Origin of the sequence: Pseudomonas sp. SCT (genome assembly GCF_003864275.1) — a bacterium.
GTDB lineage: Bacteria > Pseudomonadota > Gammaproteobacteria > Pseudomonadales > Pseudomonadaceae > Stutzerimonas > Stutzerimonas stutzeri_AE.
Genome location: NZ_BDJA01000002.1, coordinates 789,457 through 810,495, shown reverse-complemented (window position 1 = coordinate 810,495; position 21,039 = coordinate 789,457). Strand labels below are relative to the sequence as shown.

The following is a 21,039-nucleotide window of genomic DNA, read 5'->3' as shown; positions in this document are numbered from 1 at the left end:
TGGGGTCCGGGTGGCGAAAACGTAAGAAATACTCGTCGAATTGATTGTTTTTTGATCATTTGGCGAGTTTAAAAGTTGCGCTAGGTGGTATGCCGGGGAAATACATGGCTACTTCAGACCATCCCTAAACGACTGGTTAAGCGCTATGCCCATGACGCTTTATTCATAGTTCCAGCCTTTATGCGAGAGAAAAACTACCGCGCGCAGAAAGCAAGGCCGGCAAAACAGGATAGCTGAGGCAACTTATCAAAAAATTGGCTGAAATTGCCATGAACCGCGGTGAACCCAGCCAGATCGGGACGGTCTATCCCTTCTGTGTGAGCGTGTCAGGATGGCAATTCAACATCTAACTAAACACCGGCGCCGTCTCGCCTCGTTCGTACTGCTGCAGCGCGCGCATAAACAAGTAAAGGATTAAACCTGCCAAGCAACAGCTGCAGTGTTACAACCTGGAGGGAAAGAAAAAGCTTTCCGCGTGGCTGAATATAAAAGCTGCTGGAGATGAACATTCAGGAAGGAGAAATACTTTGGCTACCGATCGAACTTGGTCGCTGAGGAGTGTGGAGTGATGACTCCGGTCCTCTTGGAAAGGCGAAAAAACAACTCGAATGCCTCAGGCAAAAAAGTGAATCAAGCCGTCTCACTCTTTGAACAACAACCACTCCGTCAAGGATGAACAACCTATGAAACCATTTATCGCTCTTGCTTTTACTTCCGCCCTCGCGCTGCAGGGTTGCGCTTTCGCCCCTGGCCAGTATCTCGATCCCGATGAGTTCAAGGATGGCGCCGAAGCCGAACATGGCACGGTCCAGCTGATCCGCATCACCCCTGAGATGCTCAAGGGCGAACTGGCCTCCGACAAAGGCACATCGAGCAAGCAGGAACTGCTGAACTACAAGCCCAGCGCCTACCGCATCGGCGCCAACGATCTGCTCTACATCACTGTCTGGGACCATCCGGAACTGACCGCACCGTCCGGCCCGCAGCAGCAGCTGGATGCCAACGGACGTCTGGTACGCCCTGATGGCACCCTCTTCTACCCGTACATCGGCAACGTCGATGCCGCCGGCAAGACCATCGAAGAGCTGCGCGCCACCATCGCCCGCCGCCTGACCAACTACATCGACAGCCCACAGGTGGACGTGTCCATCCTGCGCTTCGGTAGCCAGCGCGTAGTCGTTTCCGGTGCATTCAACACGGCCGGCGAAGTGCCGGTTACCACTGCACCGATGACCATTACCCAGGCCATCGGCCAGGCGGGCGTCGACACCGAGACCGCCGATCTTACCGGCCTGACCCTTAAGCGTGACGGCCGCGAGTACATGCTCGACATGGATTCGCTGAACCGCCCGGACTCGTGGCTGCATCAGGTTTACCTGAAAGATGGTGACCAGCTGCACCTGCCGTATAACGACCAGCGCAAGATCTACGTGCTGGGCGAGGTCAACCTGCCACAAGCGCTGTCATTCAAAGCCACCAGCATGAACCTGATGGACGCAGTCGGCACTGCCGGCGGCATTCGCCAGGAGACTGCCGATGGTGAAGCGCTGTACGTGATCCGCGGCGCGGAAAACATGGCCACCGAGCCGGCCAAGGTGTTCCAGTTGAACGCCAAGTCGCCGACCGCCTTTGCACTGGCCAAGCACTTCCCGCTACAGCCGCAGGACGTGGTGTTCGTTGGTCCGGCCAACATCACCCGCTGGAACCGCTTCATCAGCCAGCTGCTGCCGTCGGCTAACGTCATCGGCATCGGTGCTGCAGCGGACTACAACCTGGGCCGCTAAGCGCCACCTAGCCCAACCAATCGTTGGGTGAAGAAAAGCCGCAGAGCCATCGCAAGATGCTCTGCGGCTTTTTCGTATATCGGCATATGCCATTGCGATATGGGTGCAGTGCGTACGTCGGAGCCGGATGCGCACCTGCCATCTGCGCCACTCCTCGGGCCAAGCAGGAACGGCTTGCCAAGCACCCCGACCACGCAGCCAGCGAAAAACGGGCCTGCTACAGCTTGGTAGCAGGCCCGCTTCCCGTTGACGGTTGTTCCGTAAGCGTTAGCGCACCGCTTCGAACAACCCGGCGGCACCCATTCCGCCACCCACGCACATGGTCACCACGCCGTAACGCAGTTCGCGCCGCTGCAGCTCACGGATGAGGTGCCCGGCGGTGCGCGAACCGGTCATGCCGAACGGATGCCCGATCGAGATCGAGCCGCCATTGACGTTGTAATTTTCGTTGTCGATTCCAAGCGTGTCGCGGCAGTACAGACACTGGGAGGCGAACGCTTCATTGAGCTCCCAGAGATCGATATCGGCAACCTGCAACCCTTTCGCCTTGAGCAAGCGCGGCACCGCATATACCGGCCCGATGCCCATCTCCTCCGGCTCGCAGCCCGCCACGGTAAAACCACGGAAGAACGCACGCGGCTTGAGGCCTAGCTCGATAGCCTTGTCCAGGCTCATCACCAGCGTCATGGATGCGCCATCGGATAGCTGCGAGGCATTGCCGGCAGTGACAGACCCATCTTCGGCGAAAACCGGCTTGAGCCCCGCCAAGCTTTCCAGCGTGGTATCCGGGCGGTTGCAATCGTCAGCGTCGACCACGCCCTCATGCACGGTACGCTCGCCAGTGTTCTTGTCTTCGGTGAAGTACTGGACGTTCATCGGTACGATCTCGTCCCTGAACAACCCTTCGGCCTGCGCCCGTGCAGTGCGCTGCTGGCTCTGCAGCGAGTAGAGGTCCTGCTGCTCGCGAGTCACGTTGTAGCGACGCGCCACCAGTTCGGCCGTCTGCCCCATGGTGTGGTAGATGCCTGGCACACGTTCCTGAATGATCGGGTTGAACAGGTGGTCGGTGTTGCGGCTTTTCAGGGTCAGGGTGATCGATTCCACCCCGCCGGCGACGATGATGTCGCTGCAGCCAGAGGCTATCTGGTTGGCCGCCACTGCGATGGCCTGCAGACCCGACGAGCAATAGCGATTGAGCGTCATGCCGGCGCAACCGATGCCCAGCCGCGACAGCACGGCGACGTTGCGGCCGATGTTGTAACCCTGCGCGCCTTCATTGGAGCCGGCACCGACGATGCAATCCTCGACCAGCGCGGGGTCGAGATCGTTACGCGACAACAGCGCATCGACGCAATGCGCAGCCATGTCGTCAGGACGGGTCATGTTGAACTTGCCGCGGAAAGACTTGGCCAGGCCGGTCCGCACGCTATCGACGATCACTACTTCACGCATGACATACCTCGGAGACTAGGGGCGGTCGCGGGGATGTTGTGACGGCGCAGCGCGCACGGATTGTTCCACGACCGCCGGGTGGACGGTAACCGGAGCATAGTGGCCGCCTCGCCAGACTGGCGACGACCATTCAGCTTGGATATGCACGGCCATCGCTTCGCCGGCCGGACAGCGCGTTTGGCAACCTTTTCAGCCTCATAGGAGTGCAAGCGCCGGCAAGCTCGCTACAGATCAATTCGCGGATAAGATCATTCCCCAATCTCGTGGCGCGCTGGGGTGTGGGAGCGGCCAGTACTACAAAGCTTCTGCTTCCTGCTAGCTGAAACTGGCACCTACCGTCGAGGCCGCACTTACGGCATGAACAGGCAGAAACATCACAAGAGTGAGAGCGGTTTTGATCGCGCTGCGTCCCCGGCAGCGACGCGGTCACCAGCAACCACGCACGCAACTGCCTGGAAACCTGCCCATCAACGCGCCTTCTCGATCGCCGTCTCCAGCGCCTCGTTCAATGTGCGCAGCACCTTGACCCTGGCAAAGCGCTTGTCGTTGGCCTCTACCAATGTCCAGGGCGCGATCTCGGTACTGGTGCGATCGACCATATCGGCCACGGCATGCCCGTAATCATCCCAGCGCTCACGATTGCGCCAGTCCTCATCGGTGATCTTGAAGCGCTTGAAGACAGTTTCCTCGCGCTCCTTGAACCGCTTGAGCTGGGTATTCTTGTCGATGGTCAGCCAGAACTTGACCAGCACGATATCGGCGTCGACCAGCTGCTCCTCGAAGTCGTTGATCTCCGAGTACGCGCGCAACCACTCATCCGGAGTGCAGAACCCTTCCACTCGCTCGACCAGCACGCGGCCGTACCAGGAGCGATCAAAGATGGTGAATTTTCCACGCTCCGGTACATTGCGCCAAAAGCGCCATAGCCAAGGCTGCGCACGCTCTTCTTCGGATGGCGCAGCAATCTGTATGGTCCGGTACATCCGCGGGTCCAGCGCGCCAGTGACGCGTCGAATCGCACTGCCCTTGCCCGCAGCGTCGTGCCCTTCGAACAATGCCAGCACCCCTCGTTTGCGCAGACGACGATCCCGCAATAACTGTGACAAGCGCGCCTGTTCCTCGGCGAGCTGCTGCTGATAGTCATCCTTGCTGAGCTTCTGGCTCAGATCGAGGCTATCAAGCAGGCTCAGATGGTCCAGATCGATCTGCAGCGGTGCCGAATGCGGTTGGGATGACGCCCGCTCAGGCTGCTCCGCGGCGGCGAGCGCGGCTTGCAGCCCCTCCAGCAGGATACGGCCGACGGTCAGGCTGCGATAACGCTCATCGGCGCCTTCGATTACATACCAGGGCGCGAAATCCCGACTACTGAGCCGCAGGATTTTCTCGCCGTGATGCACGAACTTGTCGTAAGTCTTGGACTGCTGCCAATCCAGCGGGCTGATGCGCCAACTATGCAATGGATCGTTTTTCAGCGAATCGAGCCTGGCATTCATCCGCTCCTTGGAAAGATGGAACCAGAACTTGAAGATCAGTGCGCCCTCGTCGCAGAACATCCGCTCCAGACGTTGAGCTCGGGCGGTGGCCAGCTTCAGCTCGGCGCCGTTGATGCGACCATGCACGCGATCTTCGAGCATCTTGCTGTACCAGTTACCAAAGAAGATGCCGGTATGCCCCTTCGGCGGCAGCCGTCGCCAGAAGCGCCAGGCCGGTGGATGCGCGAGCTCTTCATCACTGGGCACGTCGAAACTGTCGACGCGGATCAGCCGCGGGTCCATCCACTCGTTGAGCAGCTTGATGGTTTCCCCTTTGCCGGCGCCCTCGATCCCGTTGATCAGTATCAAGACCGGGAACCGCGCCTGTGCCTTGAGCCGGTACTGCGCCTGCAGCAGCGCTTCCCGCAACTCGGGTACGGCCGCATCGTAGGTTGCCTTGTCAATGGAGTGACCAATTTCCGCTGATTCGAACATCGTTTTCTCCGCCCAGATGGATGCCTCAACCCTAGCAGGCACACCAAGCGCATAGCGAGGGAAACGCCGATGTAGATCGCGCGAGGTTGATTTGCGTCGGTGCAGCGCGCCGCGGAACGAACAAACCGATCGAGAGGAATAGAGCCTGCAAGTCCAGCTCCGACCACGCGGCGGTGCAAATATCGGTGCCACGCCGGTTGTTCAGTAAGCGGCGAAGTTGCAAGAGTGAGTCCGATCCAACGACATGACAAACGCATCCTGCCAATGCTTGAGGCAGAATAGCGGGCATGAACGACCAACCTCCCTACCCGCGCTTCTGTTCGACTCCGCTCGACCACTGGCCGCTACCTGAAGCGCTCACCGGCGTTCGTCTGCTGAGCACGTCCTTCGATCCAGCACAGCTCGATCCTGAAGATTTTGATCGCTGGGGAATTCCCGCGCAGAAAGGCGTCAGCAAACGGCAAGCCGAGTTTCTTGCCGGCCGCCTCTGCGCCCTGGAAGCATTGCGCGGGCTAACCGGTAAGCCGTTCGTGCCGCCGGTAGGTGAAGACCGGGCGCCACAGTGGCCACAGGGGATAGTTGGCTCGATCACGCACAGCGCAGGTTGGGCCGGCGTGGTCGCGGGTCATCGGGAACATTGGGCTGGTCTGGGGCTGGATATCGAACGCGTGATGACGCCCGAACGCGCCGATCGCCTCGCCAACGAGATACTCACCCCCAGCGAGCTGGAGAGCTACGCGCTCCTGAGCCTCAGCGAACGAGCCGAACTCGTCACCCGCACCTTCTCCCTGAAGGAAAGCCTGTTCAAGGCGCTTTACCCATTGGTCAGACAGCGATTTTATTTCCAGGATGCCGCCGTCGCCGAGGTCACGCAGCACGGCACCGCTCGCCTCCGCTTGCTGATCGACCTTCCAGGGGGCTGGCGCAAAGGCACAGAGCTCGATGGTCAGTTCGCCACCTTCGACGGTTACTTGCTCAGCCTGGTAAGTATTCCGGCCCAACATTCGTTGGTCGCCTCGATCTAGCGCTCCACGCCTGCAACGGCACGGTTTAGCTCCTCAGCGGGTACAGGTCCAGCAATACAAGCCAGCCGCCAACGGAAGCGCGCAAGGCAAACTCGTGTAACGCGATACGCACAGCAGTAGAGCAGTCACGCTTGGAACAGTTGCCCGCCAGACCACCCGATCCAGTCAGCGCCTTTAAAACCGAACCCTCGGCGCCGCAGCGAGTCAACCAGACACCCAATCCACCGGCGCGCACGCCTATAATCGCGCCTTTCAAAAAACCGACACAGGTGAACCATGGCCAATCCATACCACGATCACAACCTGGCCCTGCTGGCCCATCTGCGCGGCATCCTGCTTGCCATGGGCGAGGCCGAACAAGTCTCAGAAGAAAGCCACGCACTGTTCCTCGAACGCTTCGACGAGCTGATCATGAACCTGCAGAACGTCCCGGAAGAACGCCACATGGGCCAGGACCTGATCTGCCAGGTCTTCCACCGCTACCCCCAGATCGCCCACCTGGTTCCGCGCGACCTACTGTGGTTCTTCGGCGGCGACTGCCTGCACTTCATGCCCGATGACGAAATCGCCGTCTTCCAGCAACTTGAAGAACGCCGCTACGAAGCCGAGCAGAACGACGAGCCGTTCGACTGGAACCGTGAAAAGCAGCTGCTGAGCATGCCGGATGAGGGTGCGAGGCACTGATATCCGGCACCAGCCGGCTGAATAGTAGGAGTAGTTGACCAACTGATAGGAAATCAAAGGTCGCGAATGGGGGCTGAAGCCCCCTCAGGAAGAACACTCAGCTCAGTGCTGGGGACTAAACCATTAGCGGTCGCATCTTCAGCAGCTAGGCAGGCCAGAGGCCTGCTAGAAACCGGCGGCTCGCGACGTCAACCAACGTATTACTCAGGCTCCACCCGCCGCTGCAGGTAGATCCAGTCGACGATTTCCCCCTCCGGCACATACCCGCTTACCACTTCACGAAGCAGCTTCCGCACCTGCGGGTAATCATCGCTTTCCACCGCCTTGTGCAACTTTGTCAGCCTGTCCTTGAGTACATCCCAGTCGAGATGCTCCTCATGGGCGCGCATGATCATCGGATGTTCGGTGGCGCTCACGTTGTCGCCGATCAATAGCTCTTCGTACAGCTTCTCGCCGGGGCGCAGACCGGTGTACTGGATTTTGATATCGCCATGCGGGCACTTCTCTGAGCGCACGCTCAAGCCGGAAAGATGAATCAGCTTCTCCGCCAGCTCCGCAATGCGCACTGGCTGCCCCATGTCCAGCACGAACACATCGCCACCCTGCCCCATCGACCCCGCCTGGATGACCAGTTGTGCTGCTTCGGGAATTGTCATGAAGTAGCGGGTGATCTTTGGATGCGTGACCGTTACAGGACCACCCGCACGTATCTGCGAATAGAACCGCGGTATGACCGAGCCGGACGAGCCAAGCACATTGCCGAAACGCACCATGGTAAAGCGGGTCTTGTTGACGTGACGTACGGTGTCCGCAATACCGAACAGGCTTGGCGCCTGTTCACGGCCGAGGGCCTGAAGGATCAACTCAGCGACACGCTTGGTACTACCCATCACATTGGTTGGTCTAACGGCCTTGTCGGTGGAAATCAATACGAAATTGCTGACACCCGCCTGCACCGCCGCCTGGGCAACGTTCAATGTACCCACCACATTGTTGCGCACACCCTCGGCTACGTTATGCTCGACCATGGGTACATGCTTGTACGCAGCAGCGTGATAAACGGTCTGCACGCCCCAGGTGCGCATTACATCCAGTACACGATCGGCGTCACGTATCGAACCTAGAATAGGCACCAGGCGCGTCGAAAACGCCTCCCGCTCAATACGCCGTTCCAGCTCAAGATGAATACTGTAAAGGTTGAACTCACAGTGCTCGAACAGCAGCAATACTGCAGGCTGACTCGCAATTATCTGCCTACACAGCTCGGAGCCGATCGAGCCACCAGCCCCGGTAACCATTACTATTTGGCCGCGGATGCATTTTTCTAACAGTTCTTGGACGGGGGGGACGGCGTCCCGCCCAAGAAGGTCGGCGATGTCCACTTCCTGAATGTCATCGACCTGGACCTTGCCGCTCGCCAAGTCCATAAATCCAGGAACAGATCTGACGTGAAGCGGGTAATGCTCGAGCATTTCCAGTATCTGTCGCCGCCTGGCTCGGGTAGCCGACGGAATGGCGAGAAGTATCTCAACGGCGCCCGTGTCTTCGACCATCTGCCCAATATGCTTCGCTGAATACACCTGAAGGCCAGCGATGGAACGGTTGTACAGATTCGGATCGTCGTCGATAAAAGCTACAGGCCGCATCACACGCCCCAACCGAAGGGCAGCCACCAACTGATTCCCTGCCGCGCCGGAACCGTAGATCGCAACTTTCGTCAGCCCGGCGTCCCGGCTTTTGAATTTAGTCAACGAAGCTGGGGTAAACCAGTTCCCCATGAAATAGTGCCGCATGATTAGCCTCAGGCCGCCAACAAGCACCAGACTCAACCACCAGTAGTTGAACACCATCGAGCGAGGGATAAGTTTGGGCGCATCGGTATGCCAATAAACGGCGAGTGATAGTGAAAGAGCCGAAAGCGATACGGCCTTAACGATAGCCATCAGTGCGTCATTGCCGAAATAACGCATTACGGCACGGTACATGCCCAAGCGGACGAAAAAAGGAATAGACAGTAGTGGCACTATACCGAACAACCAGGCATGGCCGCCAAGCGGCTCCGCGAAGCTGGCATTACCTACGCGGACATAGAAAGCCAACCATAGCGCCAACCAGACCAGCAAAACGTCCACAGCAACCTGAATCAGGCGCTTCTGCCGCCGCGGCAAACGAACCAGGTGGGTTCTCAGTTTCTCAGCCAACCTAAGCATAAAAGTCTTGTTCTTCGGCGAATGGGACGGCACTGGAATCGGACATGACCCAGGCCAATAGATTAGTTGACAATGCGATCTCCCGAGCCCCCTCCCATTAGAGTCTGGGCGATGTACTTCACGTAAGCCGTCAGCGAAAGGCTCGAGATCATCTTCTGGTCCATCTCTGCGAGCAACGCCGGGGTCGACATGTCCACCCCTTGCACTTGCGCGAGCCCGGTGATTCCAGGCCGAACTGCAAACACACCACGCTTGGCGCGTTCTATGGTGAGTTCTGCCTGGCTGAACAGTCCGGGCCGAGGCCCTACCAAACTCATTTCGCCCTTGAGCACATTCCACAGCTGCGGCAATTCGTCCAGCTTGGTCCTGCGCAGGAAACTACCAAATCGAGTGACCGACGAACTGCTGGCAAGATGAGTTGGAACGGAGGCGGTGCCCTGCGTCATGGTGCGAAATTTGACCAAGGTAAAAGGCTGCTGGTGCCGCCCGACTCGCACCTGGCGAAATATTGGTGAGCCCGTATCAAACATACCGATCATTGCCAGCACTAGAAGCACCGGCGCACCAACAACCAGCCCCAGAAGGGAAAGCACTATATCGAACAACCGAATCACACGCGGCCTCTCTGGGTTGAGGTAACGAAACAGCGAAGGAGGCCTTCCTCAACGGAGTGGCGGGGCTGCCATTCGAGCAGCTCGCGCGTCTTGGTGATATCCACTTGGAGCGAGCCCAACAGTCGATGAGCCAATGCACGTTTGCCCAGCAGCGTAGCACCGAACTCGAGAACTCCGACCGGAAGGGGAATCAGCCGCGCGTGCTTACCCATCGCCATGGCCAGCCCACGCACCAGCTCGGGGGTTGAAAGATCCTGCCCGTCACCAGCAAGGAATACCTGATTGGCGGCAGCAGGATGATCAATACAGCGAACGATTAGATCGACTAGATTGTCGATGCCCACCAGCGAGCGCTTATTGTGAATGGCACCGAAGGGAAGCGGAATCTCTTTCTCGACCAACTTGATCATGCCCCCGAAATTGCCCTTAACTCCGCGCCCATACACAAGCGGAGGGCGAATAATGACGACCTCCATGCCGGTTTTGGCGGACAGCTCCTTCAACCCTCGTTCAGCCTCCAGTTTGGAAAGCCCGTATGCATCCTCCGGCGCAGGCAAATCATCCGCCCGGAAAGGCTCGCCCAATACCGTCGAATCACCGTTGACCTTGATGGTGCTGATAAAGACGAATCGCTTCACACCTACAGATGCAGCCTTTTCCGCCAACTTGAGCGTGCCACCAACATTCACCGCCCGGAAGGCGGCGAGCGAGTCCGAATCCGAATCGTGCATCATGTGGACACGTGCGGCGCAGTGAACGACCGCACTGACGTCATAGAACGCACTAGAATGAAAATGGGCGCCAACTAAATCGCCTACTTCAATCCACTGAACCGTCGCACCTGAAACCGTCTCGGAAAAAGATCCCGGCATCCGAAACTGCAGCTTTCTCACCATTGCCGTCGTGACATATGGCGATCGCAAAGCTAAATGCCGCACCACCGCCGAACCAACGAAACCTGCCCCCCCTGTAACGAGTACTTTCATCAGTTTCGCTCCGACAACATTTAATTTTAGCCAGAGTTTGAAAAGCTCACTATTAAATATACATTGGAGAACTATGTCTAACCAACGACCAGGAGCACGCTTGCCAAGCGAGAGCCAGCATAAAATTATACTTCAAGCCAAGCACCGGAATGACAGTGCTCATAAAAAGCAGCGCCTATAAATATCGAGGTAACCATCAATCATCTTAGCCGATTGAAAAAACTCTAAAAACCTAGCTCGAGCACCAGCACCCATTTTTCTGGCAAAATCGTCATCACAAAGAGACACCATCGCCCTGCGAAGTGCAATAAAATCACCAGGTGGAACAACAATCCCTGTATACGAGTTACGATTGACAAAAGTGGTACCGGTATCTATATCACAGCAGACCAATGGCTTCCCATACATTGCCCCCTCAAGCAAAGAAATTCCAAAAGCTTCGGAACGAAGATGTGATGGAAAGACAACAGCCCTGCACAATTGCATCAAGCAAACCTTATCCTCTTCACTCACCGATCCAACCATAGAAACATTCGAAAGCATTTTATTACGGATTTCGCTTCGCAACGTTCTCTCTAATGGCCCGGACCCAGCGATAACAATAGAAAGACCTGAATCTTCCGCAGCCTTCAAAAGGTAATTGAGGCCTTTGTAATATCGAAGCGCACCCACAAATAGAAAAAAACCCTCCCCCACCGCAGATCGCCAATAGCTTAGCCGATCAAATGAGGCTAACGGGTATGTATTATAATCCAGACCAATAGGAACTATTTCGACTTTATGAGCCCACTCTTTGAGCACCAAACTCGACTTCGCATACTGCGGCGACGTGGATACAATAAACTGCACCGTGTCAAGAAAACGACCCATTAGAGGACGATACAACTTATATAGCGCAACTTGTTTTATAATGTCAGAATGATACGTAACTACACAGCGAGGCCGACCTACATAAAGATGAAGTAGATCCATAAAAGGCCATGGAAAATGGTAATGTATCAAGTCATAGTTATCAACGATATCTTTCAACCGCCGAAAAGCAGATATCGAGAATCCAGTTGAGGACAGATTAAGGTCACGGCGACAAGCGTAAACTCTAAGGCCTTTAAAAAAAAACTCTGAATCGCCCTCAGAGCTCAAGCAAAATACATCAGAAACCACACCTTTATCTTGCATTCCGTGAGCAAGTTGTAAAATAAACTGTTCGACTCCTCCTTTTGTCTCAGGCAAAAACGTCTTAAAAACGTGCAGAATTTTCATGGCAAAACCAAACGTAAACCAGCCGACGAGAGCTCGTAGCATTTGCTTATATTACTCAAAACCTTGGGGCGTTTCTTTGAAATAAAAACAAAAGCCTCGAAGTTAGAAATAACAGTATCATATATAGCTTTCACAGACGTATCAGAAAGACCAGCATCCAAAGAAAGACCACCATCCATTACTGCTACGCCTCCTTTATGAAACATATATAAACTAGCAGCAAATCTCGACCTCAGAGTCGAAGGTACAGCACCAAGCTTTAAATGCCTATAATCAGACAGCCCAGTAAAATGGAAAAAATCATCCAAAGTTTTTTTGGAAGCCTCTATAGAACTTAAATATAGCGAACGAAGCCTTGCATTTTCTTCTAACGTCAATTCAATCGAGAGCCCAAACGAATGAAAACCTAACAGGCTAACTTCCTTATTTCTGACACAGGATCCTTCAGCAAGCGGCAAAAAACCAGCCATTGCTTTAGCTAGCACACTTTTCCCGACACCGCTGCATCCTAAAATAAAAACAACCTCACCCCTGCTAACCTCAAGATTTATATTTGATAAAACTATGCCATTGCCCACGGCAATACTTACATCTTCCAACTTAAACAGGGAGACATCACTACTCATAACAAGCCAAGCGATTAAAGGTATTTTTATAAAAAAACAAATTAAGCGGAATTAGACATAGCATTGAACCAAAGAAAAAAACAACCCCCTTCCAAAAAAACATGCCATGCAATATAGGCTCCCTTACCAGACCTAGCATATAGTAAAATGGGTTGAGGTCAGCCACTAACTGCATATCCCCAAGATCTCCTCGATCCCATATAACAGGAGAAGCAATAAATGCAATTGCCATTACGGAACTAAAAACATGCCTAAGGTATGGCTTTCTTGCACAAGCAAAAGATAAAGAAAGAGCCATCTGATATAGGAGAACAACTAGCATTGCACCTCCCACAGCACCTCCGGCAACCCCAGAGAACGACAGTTTCCCAAGAAACGCCAAAGCAATAAAGGTCACAACCCCCAAGGGAGCAAACAAGTAAGCCTCTCTAAATACACCCTTATAAACAGCGCCAAAAAGGAAGCCAGATGACATGTATATCATTTTCATGTTGTTTGCAATCGCTGTGCAACCATACATAAGCGAGCCAGATATCATTCCCCACAAACCAATCCCTACCATTAAAAAAGGAAGATACTCTCCAACATCCTTATTCAACACTCCAGTATAGATTACCGTGAGAACCGACACCTTCAAAACAAAACCAATTAGATTCCAGAGGCTACCAATGCTCGTTCTTTTGTATTTTGCCCTCAACTCTATTCGAGAAATTTTAGTGAATCGAAGGACCTGCACAATTGGCTCCATCATTCTTTTAAGCATTTAAGGTACCTAGAAAGAATTTTCGCCGTATCTTCAGCGGATTGTACAGCAGCCTGTAGTTCAGCCTCTTCTGCGACAAAGCCAGGCTTTGAACTCAACAAGCTTGCCAACTTACCTTGAAAATTAACAAAACTAAAATCCCTCAGAGGAATGTACCCGCCGACCATAGAAGGAAACGCTGCTTTTATCAATCTGTCAATTTTCCCAGCATTAGATCCAACTGATATAACCGGAGTACCAGCTAGCAGCGAAAAGATAAAACCATGGAACCGTGATGTAACGCAGAAATCCAAATCGGAGTAGGCATCGATGTAGCTTTGAGCATTGCCAAAGTGGAAAGAAACCACTTTCGACCCATGTTTCGAAATATATGGCGCGTAAAGCTCCCTGTCGTCCTCGCTCTGCATAATAAAGTGGACATCATAATTTTCACACAAATAATCTATGACTTCTTCACAACCGGACCTATAAGAAGCCATACGGTTTGCAGCCAACAGATTTTTAGACTCTAGCAGCGACACACCAACTTTCAATCGCCGCCTTTTTTTAGCATACTCCTTCTGTTCGGCGGCCTTCCCGAAGGAAAAAACCACATCATTGGTTGTATAAACCGGACATCTAACGCCACAGTTTAAAACCAGCACTTCCTCATCTCTCTTATTTCTTACCACCACCACATTACAGGTACTTAGTGCCTCTCTAAAGAGTTCTGCACCTTTCATAGATTTAACGCCTTGCGTACCCAAGCCTAAGGCGAAAGTCATTTTTCCTTGTGATTTAGCGTACAGAAGATAGTTAGAGTAATTCATCGCATTATAGAAGCACGAATCGTAAACGAGGCCGCCGCCGCCTAGGCAAACCACATCAGCCATATCCACATCCAGCCTACTGAACGGAGGACTTGCAAGGATAATCCGAACTCCAGGCATTGCTTTCTCAACAATTTTTATCGCCGCCTCGGTTATCGCGTCGTCGCCCGCATTGCCGAACTTATGAGCTGACACTACTAAAACAGTCAAACCTGTATAATCGCCAAAAATCTTCTTCTTGACCCAGAATAATAAATTGTTGCTTCGTAAAGAACTCTTTACAAACTTTAATGCTTTGTCTTTCAATGCTGAGGCATCATAAACATGCTTTAAATCTCCAACATCATCATTCGGCTCACGGAGAAAAACATTAAATACATCATTGCCATATGCATAATGGAAGTCACTCAGCACGGAAGCAACAAAAACATCACTATACTGCTCTATCTGCGCCTTACACAAAATTACGCAACTGTAATAGCGCACCTCTTTGAAATATGAAAATTGAGGAGTATCGATATTGGGATAGAGTTCCGCGAATTCGTACGGACCCAAAATATGGTCAGAAGTTATTTTCTTCAAATACTCTGCCGTATCTTTCCAGTTCTTATCAAGACGAGGAAAAATATTATCACTTCGAACAAATCCGCTAGCAAGTTCCAAAATGCAACCTCTATTTCACTATAGTCCGCAAAGCGTGGAGAAGCAGCTCTGCACTTTTGTTCCATGTCATTGAGTCAGCTTTACGCTTTGCTGCCTGACCAACATCAACAGCGAGATCTTCGTCTTCGGCTAGCTGCACTAAGCGATCAGTCCACTCATCTATATCCTCCGCATCAGCAAATAATGCTGCCCCTTCCAAGAACTCTGTCATGGCGGGCCTGCGACTGCATATTGATGGCCTCCCGAGCTTTGCCGCTTCTAAGGGAGGCAAACCAAAGCCTTCATACAACGAGGGAAACACAAGCCCTATGGAGTTTTGAATAAGCCGCCCCATGTCTGCGTCTTCAAGACGACCATAGCAATGTATACGACTATCTATATTTAAAGACTTCGCCACAGCCAGAGCCTTATGATTATCTCCGATCAGGGCCAAATGGACATCTGTAAGTCGCGGTGACGTTAGCGCGTTTAAGACGACCTGTAAATTCTTATGAACATCGTAAGAGCCAACATATACAAAATATTTATCCGAGGGCGGAGCGATATTGCTAGCTGTTGGCAATACACTTACTCCATTCGGAACAACGATCACCTTATCCGTTGGTACGTTTAGCAATCTCACTATGTCTGCGGCGCTGCTTTCGCTTATAGTTACAACAATGGAGGCTTGGCTCGCAACTTTGCTGTAGTGATAATTCCAATCCCTCAGAATTTCTACGGGGTATAGTTCGGGGTAAAGGAGCGGAATAACATCGTGTATATAAACAATTGACTTCAGGGGAAGTGTTGTAGGACACCAATGAATAGAAGAATAAAAAAACACAGTTTCCTGGAATTCCTGCGGAGCGGTCTGCATAGCACTTAGGCTATCAAACAAGGCTTTACTAACACGCCCAATACCTCTTCTATCTGAAAGAGGGCCTAACGCGAACTGCATGCATATTCCGTCAAAACTAAGCTGTGCATATTGGTCAGTTGAGGCCGCCACCCCCACTGAATCAGTGGCAAATAAAAGATACCTTTTAGCGGCAGCCCATAGAACCGGATATTTCTTTAATAAACCTTTAACTGGTCGCCCAATTGGCTCATACCTATTAATCAATAGAGCTCCTTTACCAATAGAAGCTCTTAGCGCCCAAAACGGATTAAAACGCCTTAATGGTCTAGTAATAAACCATGACATACTACTTTCGTAGGACTCAATCAATGATTCTAATCGAGCACCGTTCTGCTTTTCCAATTTAAGCTGATTGCGACAACCTTCAAGCTCATCACAGCAATCCCGATACAACCCTTTAAAGTACGACAGCTCGTCGAGAAGCTGAGCTTCACGTGAGCGAATAAATCCATCAAACACATTTGGCGGAGTTGCAATTAGATTCAAACGATCACTATGTTCTTCGGCGACATAAAATCTATTTAAGCCATCATAGTAAGCAAAAATATAGCCCGCGCTTAGAATGAGATATTCCCACTCGCCATACGTTTCCAGTTGAGTTGCTGGTGCAGTAGCCTCTACCAAAATTATCCAAGGACGGATTTTGTTAAGATCCAAACCCAGCAACACATCTTTTTCATGCCCCTCTACATCTATTTTTAAAAAATGAATCTCATCAATACTTGCATCAAGGACAATTTCAGTTAACGTTCGCGCCATAGCGGTACGCTCAACGCAGACTATGCCTAGCTCCGCGGTATGTCGCTCAGCAATTTCTGCTACGCTGGTGGACAACCCTGTGTCTTCAATTTCATATAGAGTAATCTGCCCTGACACTGAGGATGCCGCGACATTAACATTTATATCGTTTTCACGCTTTGAAACAAGCATGTCAAAGTAATTTTTTACGGGCTCTATATTTACGCCGCGCCACCCGTTCAGATAAAAAGCTTTAGTAACCGAATCCACATCAGGGTCGTTCGCACCCACATCCACATATGTACCATTGGGCACGTCTTTTAAGGCACGCCACAATATTACATCTTCAAAATTTTGAGCATAGCTTATAAACATCTTACTTTAACCTGCTTTTATTATGTGCGACCGTAGCGATCTTCAAGTCGTACAATGTCGTCCTCGCCTAAGTAATCTCCGCTCTGAACCTCAATCAGGATAAGATCAATAACACCGGGATTCTCCAAACGATGATTATGGCCCGCTCGGATAAACGTAGACTCATTAGTATCAAGCAACAGCTCAACGCTATCATTAATCACTCGGGCCATTCCGCTAACCACGATCCAGTGCTCACTGCGGTGGTGGTGCATTTGCAACGAAAGTGACGCTTTCGGTTTTACGACAATGCGCTTGATTTTAAAGCGCTCACCCTCTTCAAGAGTTGTATAAGTGCCCCAAGGGCGGTAGACGGTTTGGTGAGACTGGTGGACGTTATGGCCATTCTTCTTGAGTTGACTGACAATATGTTTAACGTCTTGAGTGCAGTTTTTATGGGATACAAGGATGGCATCCGGTGTATCGACAATTATAAGATCGTGAACTCCAACTAGGGCAGTTAGCCGCTCGGTACTTTGTACATAATTATTGCTAGAGCGGTAAGCCAGAACTTCGCCCATACAGCGGTTACCGTCGGGATTAGCGTCGACCAACTGGCTTACCGCACTCCACGAGCCGATATCGCTCCAGCCTAATTCACACGGAACGGTCGCCACGACGTCAGAACGCTCCATCAAAGCGCAATCAATGGAAATGTCTGGTACATCAGCAAACGTTTCTGTGTCCAACCGGAGGCAACGGTGCTTTTCACCTTGAGTACTATGCGCGTGAGCGAAAGCATTCCGCACGTGCTGCAGAACATCTGGTGAATGCTGCTGTAGTTGATTCAGCACGGTGCCGACCTGAAAACAAAACATGCCGGAGTTCCAGAAGTAATTACCTGCCGTCACGTAGCCTTTGGCAGCAGCAGCATCAGGTTTTTCTACATATCGAAGGACTTTCAGCCCTCCAAGCAAAGGCGATGCGTGGTCGGCTTCGATGTAGCCGAAACCTGTCTCCGGATATTCAGGATGGATACCAAACGTTACAAGGTAGCCGTCCGCTGCAAGTATCTGTGCTTGTTGGACTGCCTGGAGAAACTCAGACTGCCTAGCTATCAAATGGTCTGCCGGAAGTACTAACATCTGAGCTTCGGGACCATATATCTCCTCCAATTGCACCGCTGCTATGGCTACCGCAGCAGCAGTATTACGGCCAAAGGGTTCCAAAATGTAGCTCAACGGGCTAGCTACTCCGCCAACCAAACGGTACTCGTCTTCGGTCTTGAAAAAAAGGTCACGATTGGTGACCGTCATGATCTCCACCACATTATCGAGAGCAGCGGCGCGAATGAATGTCTTTTGGATGAGGTTTTGCCCGTCCGGCAGCGCCATGAATGGCTTCGGATGGGTCTCTCGGGATACTGGCCAAAGGCGACTTCCCACCCCACCCGACATAATTACGGGAATTAGCTTCATTCCTTTAGATCCTTTCCGTTTTAAACGACTGACATAGTGCTGTGTCGTCAATATTGGTAATGCACCTATGGTGTTTCACCATTACCCCTCAAAAATTTTTTTATATGCTAGCTCCTAATTCCGAGGCAACGAGCACCGGCCCGGCCAGCGCTTGGCAGATTCGCTCAGACCTTCCCACCGGAACTTTCGCGTCGGCGACATGAGCAACAGGTATCTGGTAATAGTATGCGGCAAGAGTGCTGGCAAAAGTCGTGGCGGTATCGCCATGGACCAGCACGTCGGGCTTGAAGTCGGAAAACACCAGCTTCATGCCTTTAAGAATTGCGCTAGTGACATCCGACAGGTCCTGGCTAGGCTTCATGATGTTCAGATCGAAATCAGGGACCAGATCGAACAGGTCGAGTACCTGATCGAGCATCTGTCTATGCTGCCCGGTAACACAGGCCTTTGCGTCAAAACGCGGATCGGCATTCAGAGCGAGGGCCAATGGGGCCATCTTGATCGCTTCCGGCCGTGTCCCGAAGACGCATAGGGTTTTGACTGTCATACCATATCCATAGCTTGAGCCGGCGCGAGGGCCTTATTGCGGGATTTCCAGCTGCAACGGTTGTTGCTTGTCCTGGTAAATAGCGGCGAGCCTTGCGGCCAATGCTTGCTTTGCTTTTGATTTGCCGTGAACGATGCGTATATGAGATGGCCATCGGCGCATGCTGGTTACAAATTTCACCAAGCCTTCCTGATCAGCATGAGCAGAGTAGCCGCCAATGGTCGTCACACCAGCCCTGATTGCCAACCGCTCACCATCTTGATCGACGTAACCGCCCTTGGGGCCAAAGCGTTGAATAGCCTGACCAGGCGTGCCTGCCGCTTGGTAGCCAACGAACAATATGTTGTGCCTCTGGTCGCACAGCATGGCTTTCAGGTAATTGACGATGCGTCCGCTGGAGCACATACCGTTGCCGGCGATGACGATCGCCGGACGGGCGCTGCGTGCCAGATATCCAACCATCCGCAGGTGTTCGGCATGGCTGTCGACTGTTAGTAGCTGTTCGAACCCCAGCGGGCGGCGGCCGGATTGTACACGCTTGATGGCCTCCTGATTCCAGAAGGGCTTCAGTTGCCGATAGGCTGCAGTGAAGCGATTGGCCAGCGGGGAGTCCAGGATGATCGGAAGCCGGGGCCAGTCGACACCAGTCTCGCCTGAGCTTTGCGCGTTGCTGCTTGCTTCAGTGCTTAACGCGCCAAGACGCTTGTCGTGAATGATGGACTCCAGCTCGTAGAGTAGCTCTTGAGTACGACCGATGCTGAACGCCGGGATCAACATGCTGCCGTTATCCTCTAACGCCTGCTCGATCACACGCTCTAAGCGCTGGCGTCGCGTACGTCGGTCGTCGTGATTGCGGTCACCGTAGGTACTTTCAATGACCAGGATATCCGCGCTATCAGGTGGGCTCGGTGCATATAACAGGGGCGCGTGCGGGGCGCCAAGATCGCCAGCAAAGACTACGCGTTTCTGTGCGCACTTTCGGATAGGAGATATCGAACTCGACGTAGGCTGAGCCGAGAATATGGCTGGCCCGCTGCAGGCGGACACGGCAGACCATGTCCTTCGATTCGTGCAACGCAAACCAAATGTTGTAGGGCAGCGCGATAAGCCGCTTTTCTACAAGCTTGATATAGCGCTCCACCTTTTTTTGGTCTCTGCTGACGCCTAGCTTGAACGCGTCTTCCAGCACAATTGGCAGAAGTCTGGCTGAAGGTTCGCTACAGAGAATCAGGCCTTTGAAACCCGCTGCCAAAAGGTAAGGAATGCGACCAACATGATCGATATGGACATGCGTTGCTATAAGCGCCCGAACTGTGCCCAATGAGAAATCGATCGCCAGACTGTTCTGATCTGCTGATCCTTTATTGTTGGTTTCTGATCCCTGGAATAAACCACAGTCGATCAGATAGCTATTCGCTGCGTCAGCGTGAAGCTGATGGCATGAACCGGTAACACCAGTAACAGCGCCGTGGTGTTGAATATAGGGGGATGTCATCGGCTAGATCCCTTAACCGTAACTTGAGACAGCGATCACAAAAGCATGGCATTTTGCCATGCAGAAGGGCGGCAGACCAGCACCGGGATCAAGAACAACGGCTGTACGGAATCAACACAAGCAAAGGGGATGAATCGCGGTAGACGAATCTCCTTCTTACACGAGAACAACTCTTATTCGTCTTCATTTACTCGGTCACGTAACTCCTTCCCTGGCTTGAAATGCGGAACGAATTTGCCGTCGAGGCTGACGGACTGGCCGGTCTTGGGGTTGCGGCCGACGCGGGGGGCGCGGTAGTGCAGGGAAAAGCTGCCGAAGCCGCGGATCTCGATCCGGTCGCCAGTGGCCAATGCCTGTGCCATTTGCTCGAGCATGGTCTTGATGGCGAGCTCGACATCCTTGGACGAAAGCAGCCCTTGCTGGGTGACGATTCGCTCGATCAACTCCGACTTGGTCATGGTTTTCCCTTCGTTTTCAAGCGGCTAGATCATTCGGGTTGCGGTCGTTTGTAGCATGTTGTTCAGAGTTTGAACAGCCCGAGAGGGATTGACGAGGAAGGAGTGCTTCGTTTATTGGAGCGCGACACGAACTACCAAGAAGCGGAGGAGCGAACCGGCTACAGGCCGCATGGATGGAAGTCGAGAGCCAAGCTGTCTTTCTCTGGGCAATAAAAAAGGCGGGCTATA

15 protein-coding genes and 3 pseudogenes are annotated in these 21,039 nt (G+C 52.8%); 4 read left to right on the top strand and 14 right to left on the bottom strand.

Features of this window, described 5'->3' with window-relative positions; translation table 11 throughout:
- Positions 1–123: 123 nt before the first annotated feature.
- Together BHD08_RS23165 and BHD08_RS08430 are read left to right on the top strand one after the other, a co-directional pair.
- Positions 124–237 (top strand): annotated as a pseudogene (locus tag BHD08_RS23165) (glycosyltransferase); the annotation flags it as partial.
- 446 nt (positions 238–683) lie between these two features.
- Entirely contained in the window at positions 684–1,784 is a 1,101-nt protein-coding gene (locus BHD08_RS08430) for a polysaccharide biosynthesis/export family protein (protein ID WP_015276675.1), read from the top strand.
- A 267-nt stretch (positions 1,785–2,051) separates the two neighbouring features.
- Here the strand turns inward: BHD08_RS08430 and BHD08_RS08425 are convergent, their stop codons facing one another.
- Both BHD08_RS08425 and pap read right to left on the bottom strand, forming a co-directional pair.
- Positions 2,052–3,236: a thiolase family protein gene (locus BHD08_RS08425; protein ID WP_125021473.1), complete on the bottom strand. Its 1,185-nt coding sequence runs from the start codon at positions 3,234–3,236 to the stop codon at positions 2,052–2,054.
- Positions 3,237–3,703: 467 nt separating this feature from the next.
- On the bottom strand, positions 3,704–5,203 hold the full coding sequence (gene pap, locus BHD08_RS08420) for a polyphosphate:AMP phosphotransferase (RefSeq protein ID WP_125021471.1): 1,500 nt from the start codon (positions 5,201–5,203) through the stop codon (positions 3,704–3,706).
- A 287-nt stretch (positions 5,204–5,490) separates the two neighbouring features.
- Between pap and BHD08_RS08415 the strand changes: the two genes are divergently transcribed.
- Complete coding sequence (locus BHD08_RS08415) at positions 5,491–6,228, top strand: 4'-phosphopantetheinyl transferase (protein WP_125021469.1); 738 nt, start codon at positions 5,491–5,493, stop codon at positions 6,226–6,228.
- 276 nt (positions 6,229–6,504) lie between these two features.
- Complete coding sequence (locus BHD08_RS08410; RefSeq protein ID WP_038658904.1) at positions 6,505–6,912, top strand: PA2817 family protein; 408 nt, start codon at positions 6,505–6,507, stop codon at positions 6,910–6,912.
- A 200-nt stretch (positions 6,913–7,112) separates the two neighbouring features.
- Here the strand turns inward: BHD08_RS08410 and BHD08_RS08405 are convergent, their stop codons facing one another.
- The 12 genes and pseudogenes from BHD08_RS08405 to ihfB all read right to left on the bottom strand — a co-directional run bounded on the left by BHD08_RS08405 (position 7,113) and on the right by ihfB (position 20,811).
- Positions 7,113–9,122, bottom strand: a complete 2,010-nt coding sequence (locus BHD08_RS08405) for a nucleoside-diphosphate sugar epimerase/dehydratase (protein ID WP_125021468.1) — start codon at positions 9,120–9,122, stop codon at positions 7,113–7,115.
- Positions 9,123–9,184: 62 nt separating this feature from the next.
- Positions 9,185–9,736, bottom strand: a complete 552-nt coding sequence (locus BHD08_RS08400; protein WP_125021466.1) for a sugar transferase — start codon at positions 9,734–9,736, stop codon at positions 9,185–9,187.
- On the bottom strand, positions 9,733–10,722 hold the full coding sequence (locus BHD08_RS08395; protein ID WP_125021464.1) for an SDR family oxidoreductase: 990 nt from the start codon (positions 10,720–10,722) through the stop codon (positions 9,733–9,735). The genes BHD08_RS08400 and BHD08_RS08395 overlap by 4 nt, the downstream gene beginning before the upstream one ends.
- A 159-nt stretch (positions 10,723–10,881) precedes the next feature.
- Complete coding sequence (locus BHD08_RS08390) at positions 10,882–11,982, bottom strand: glycosyltransferase (RefSeq protein WP_125021462.1); 1,101 nt, start codon at positions 11,980–11,982, stop codon at positions 10,882–10,884.
- Positions 11,979–12,608 (bottom strand): ATP-binding cassette domain-containing protein, encoded by a 630-nt coding sequence (locus tag BHD08_RS08385; protein WP_125021460.1) that lies wholly within the window; start codon positions 12,606–12,608, stop codon positions 11,979–11,981. The genes BHD08_RS08390 and BHD08_RS08385 overlap by 4 nt, the downstream gene beginning before the upstream one ends.
- The gene (locus tag BHD08_RS08380) at positions 12,601–13,371 is read right to left on the bottom strand and encodes an ABC transporter permease (RefSeq protein ID WP_125021458.1); all 771 of its coding nucleotides are present in this window, start codon (positions 13,369–13,371) and stop codon (positions 12,601–12,603) included. Before BHD08_RS08380 ends, BHD08_RS08385 begins: the two co-directional genes overlap by 8 nt.
- Positions 13,356–14,843 (bottom strand): polysaccharide pyruvyl transferase family protein, encoded by a 1,488-nt coding sequence (locus BHD08_RS08375; protein ID WP_160128633.1) that lies wholly within the window; start codon positions 14,841–14,843, stop codon positions 13,356–13,358. Before BHD08_RS08375 ends, BHD08_RS08380 begins: the two co-directional genes overlap by 16 nt.
- A gap of 10 nt (positions 14,844–14,853) precedes the next feature.
- Positions 14,854–16,854 carry an FkbM family methyltransferase gene (locus BHD08_RS08370; RefSeq protein ID WP_125021454.1) on the bottom strand — a complete coding sequence of 667 codons (2,001 nt, stop codon included), beginning with the start codon at positions 16,852–16,854 and terminating at the stop codon, positions 14,854–14,856.
- Positions 16,855–16,874: 20 nt separating this feature from the next.
- Positions 16,875–18,311 (bottom strand): mannose-1-phosphate guanylyltransferase/mannose-6-phosphate isomerase, encoded by a 1,437-nt coding sequence (locus tag BHD08_RS08365; protein ID WP_125021452.1) that lies wholly within the window; start codon positions 18,309–18,311, stop codon positions 16,875–16,877.
- A 196-nt stretch (positions 18,312–18,507) separates the two neighbouring features.
- Positions 18,508–18,858: pseudogene (locus BHD08_RS08360) on the bottom strand (UDP-N-acetylglucosamine 2-epimerase); the annotation flags it as partial.
- Positions 18,859–18,891: 33 nt separating this feature from the next.
- Positions 18,892–20,353: pseudogene (locus BHD08_RS08355) on the bottom strand (MBL fold metallo-hydrolase RNA specificity domain-containing protein).
- A gap of 173 nt (positions 20,354–20,526) precedes the next feature.
- Positions 20,527–20,811: an integration host factor subunit beta gene (gene ihfB / locus BHD08_RS08350; protein WP_003280517.1), complete on the bottom strand. Its 285-nt coding sequence runs from the start codon at positions 20,809–20,811 to the stop codon at positions 20,527–20,529.
- Positions 20,812–21,039 lie beyond the last annotated feature (228 nt).

What these genes read in the sequence shown, in the direction of transcription:
- BHD08_RS08390 (WP_125021462.1), bottom strand. Translation starts at nt 11,982, where the DNA reads ATGAAAATTCTGCACGTTTTTAAGACGTTTTTGCCTGAGACAAAAGGA.
- BHD08_RS08415 (WP_125021469.1), top strand. Translation starts at nt 5,491, where the DNA reads ATGAACGACCAACCTCCCTACCCGCGCTTCTGTTCGACTCCGCTCGAC.
- BHD08_RS08385 (WP_125021460.1), bottom strand. Translation starts at nt 12,608, where the DNA reads ATGAGTAGTGATGTCTCCCTGTTTAAGTTGGAAGATGTAAGTATTGCC.
- BHD08_RS08410 (WP_038658904.1), top strand. Translation starts at nt 6,505, where the DNA reads ATGGCCAATCCATACCACGATCACAACCTGGCCCTGCTGGCCCATCTG.
- BHD08_RS08430 (WP_015276675.1), top strand. Translation starts at nt 684, where the DNA reads ATGAAACCATTTATCGCTCTTGCTTTTACTTCCGCCCTCGCGCTGCAG.
- BHD08_RS08365 (WP_125021452.1), bottom strand. Translation starts at nt 18,311, where the DNA reads ATGAAGCTAATTCCCGTAATTATGTCGGGTGGGGTGGGAAGTCGCCTT.
- BHD08_RS08425 (WP_125021473.1), bottom strand. Translation starts at nt 3,236, where the DNA reads ATGCGTGAAGTAGTGATCGTCGATAGCGTGCGGACCGGCCTGGCCAAG.
- ihfB (WP_003280517.1), bottom strand. Translation starts at nt 20,811, where the DNA reads ATGACCAAGTCGGAGTTGATCGAGCGAATCGTCACCCAGCAAGGGCTG.
- pap (WP_125021471.1), bottom strand. Translation starts at nt 5,203, where the DNA reads ATGTTCGAATCAGCGGAAATTGGTCACTCCATTGACAAGGCAACCTAC.
- BHD08_RS08395 (WP_125021464.1), bottom strand. Translation starts at nt 10,722, where the DNA reads ATGAAAGTACTCGTTACAGGGGGGGCAGGTTTCGTTGGTTCGGCGGTG.
- BHD08_RS08405 (WP_125021468.1), bottom strand. Translation starts at nt 9,122, where the DNA reads ATGCTTAGGTTGGCTGAGAAACTGAGAACCCACCTGGTTCGTTTGCCG.
- BHD08_RS08370 (WP_125021454.1), bottom strand. Translation starts at nt 16,854, where the DNA reads ATGTTTATAAGCTATGCTCAAAATTTTGAAGATGTAATATTGTGGCGT.
- BHD08_RS08380 (WP_125021458.1), bottom strand. Translation starts at nt 13,371, where the DNA reads ATGCTTAAAAGAATGATGGAGCCAATTGTGCAGGTCCTTCGATTCACT.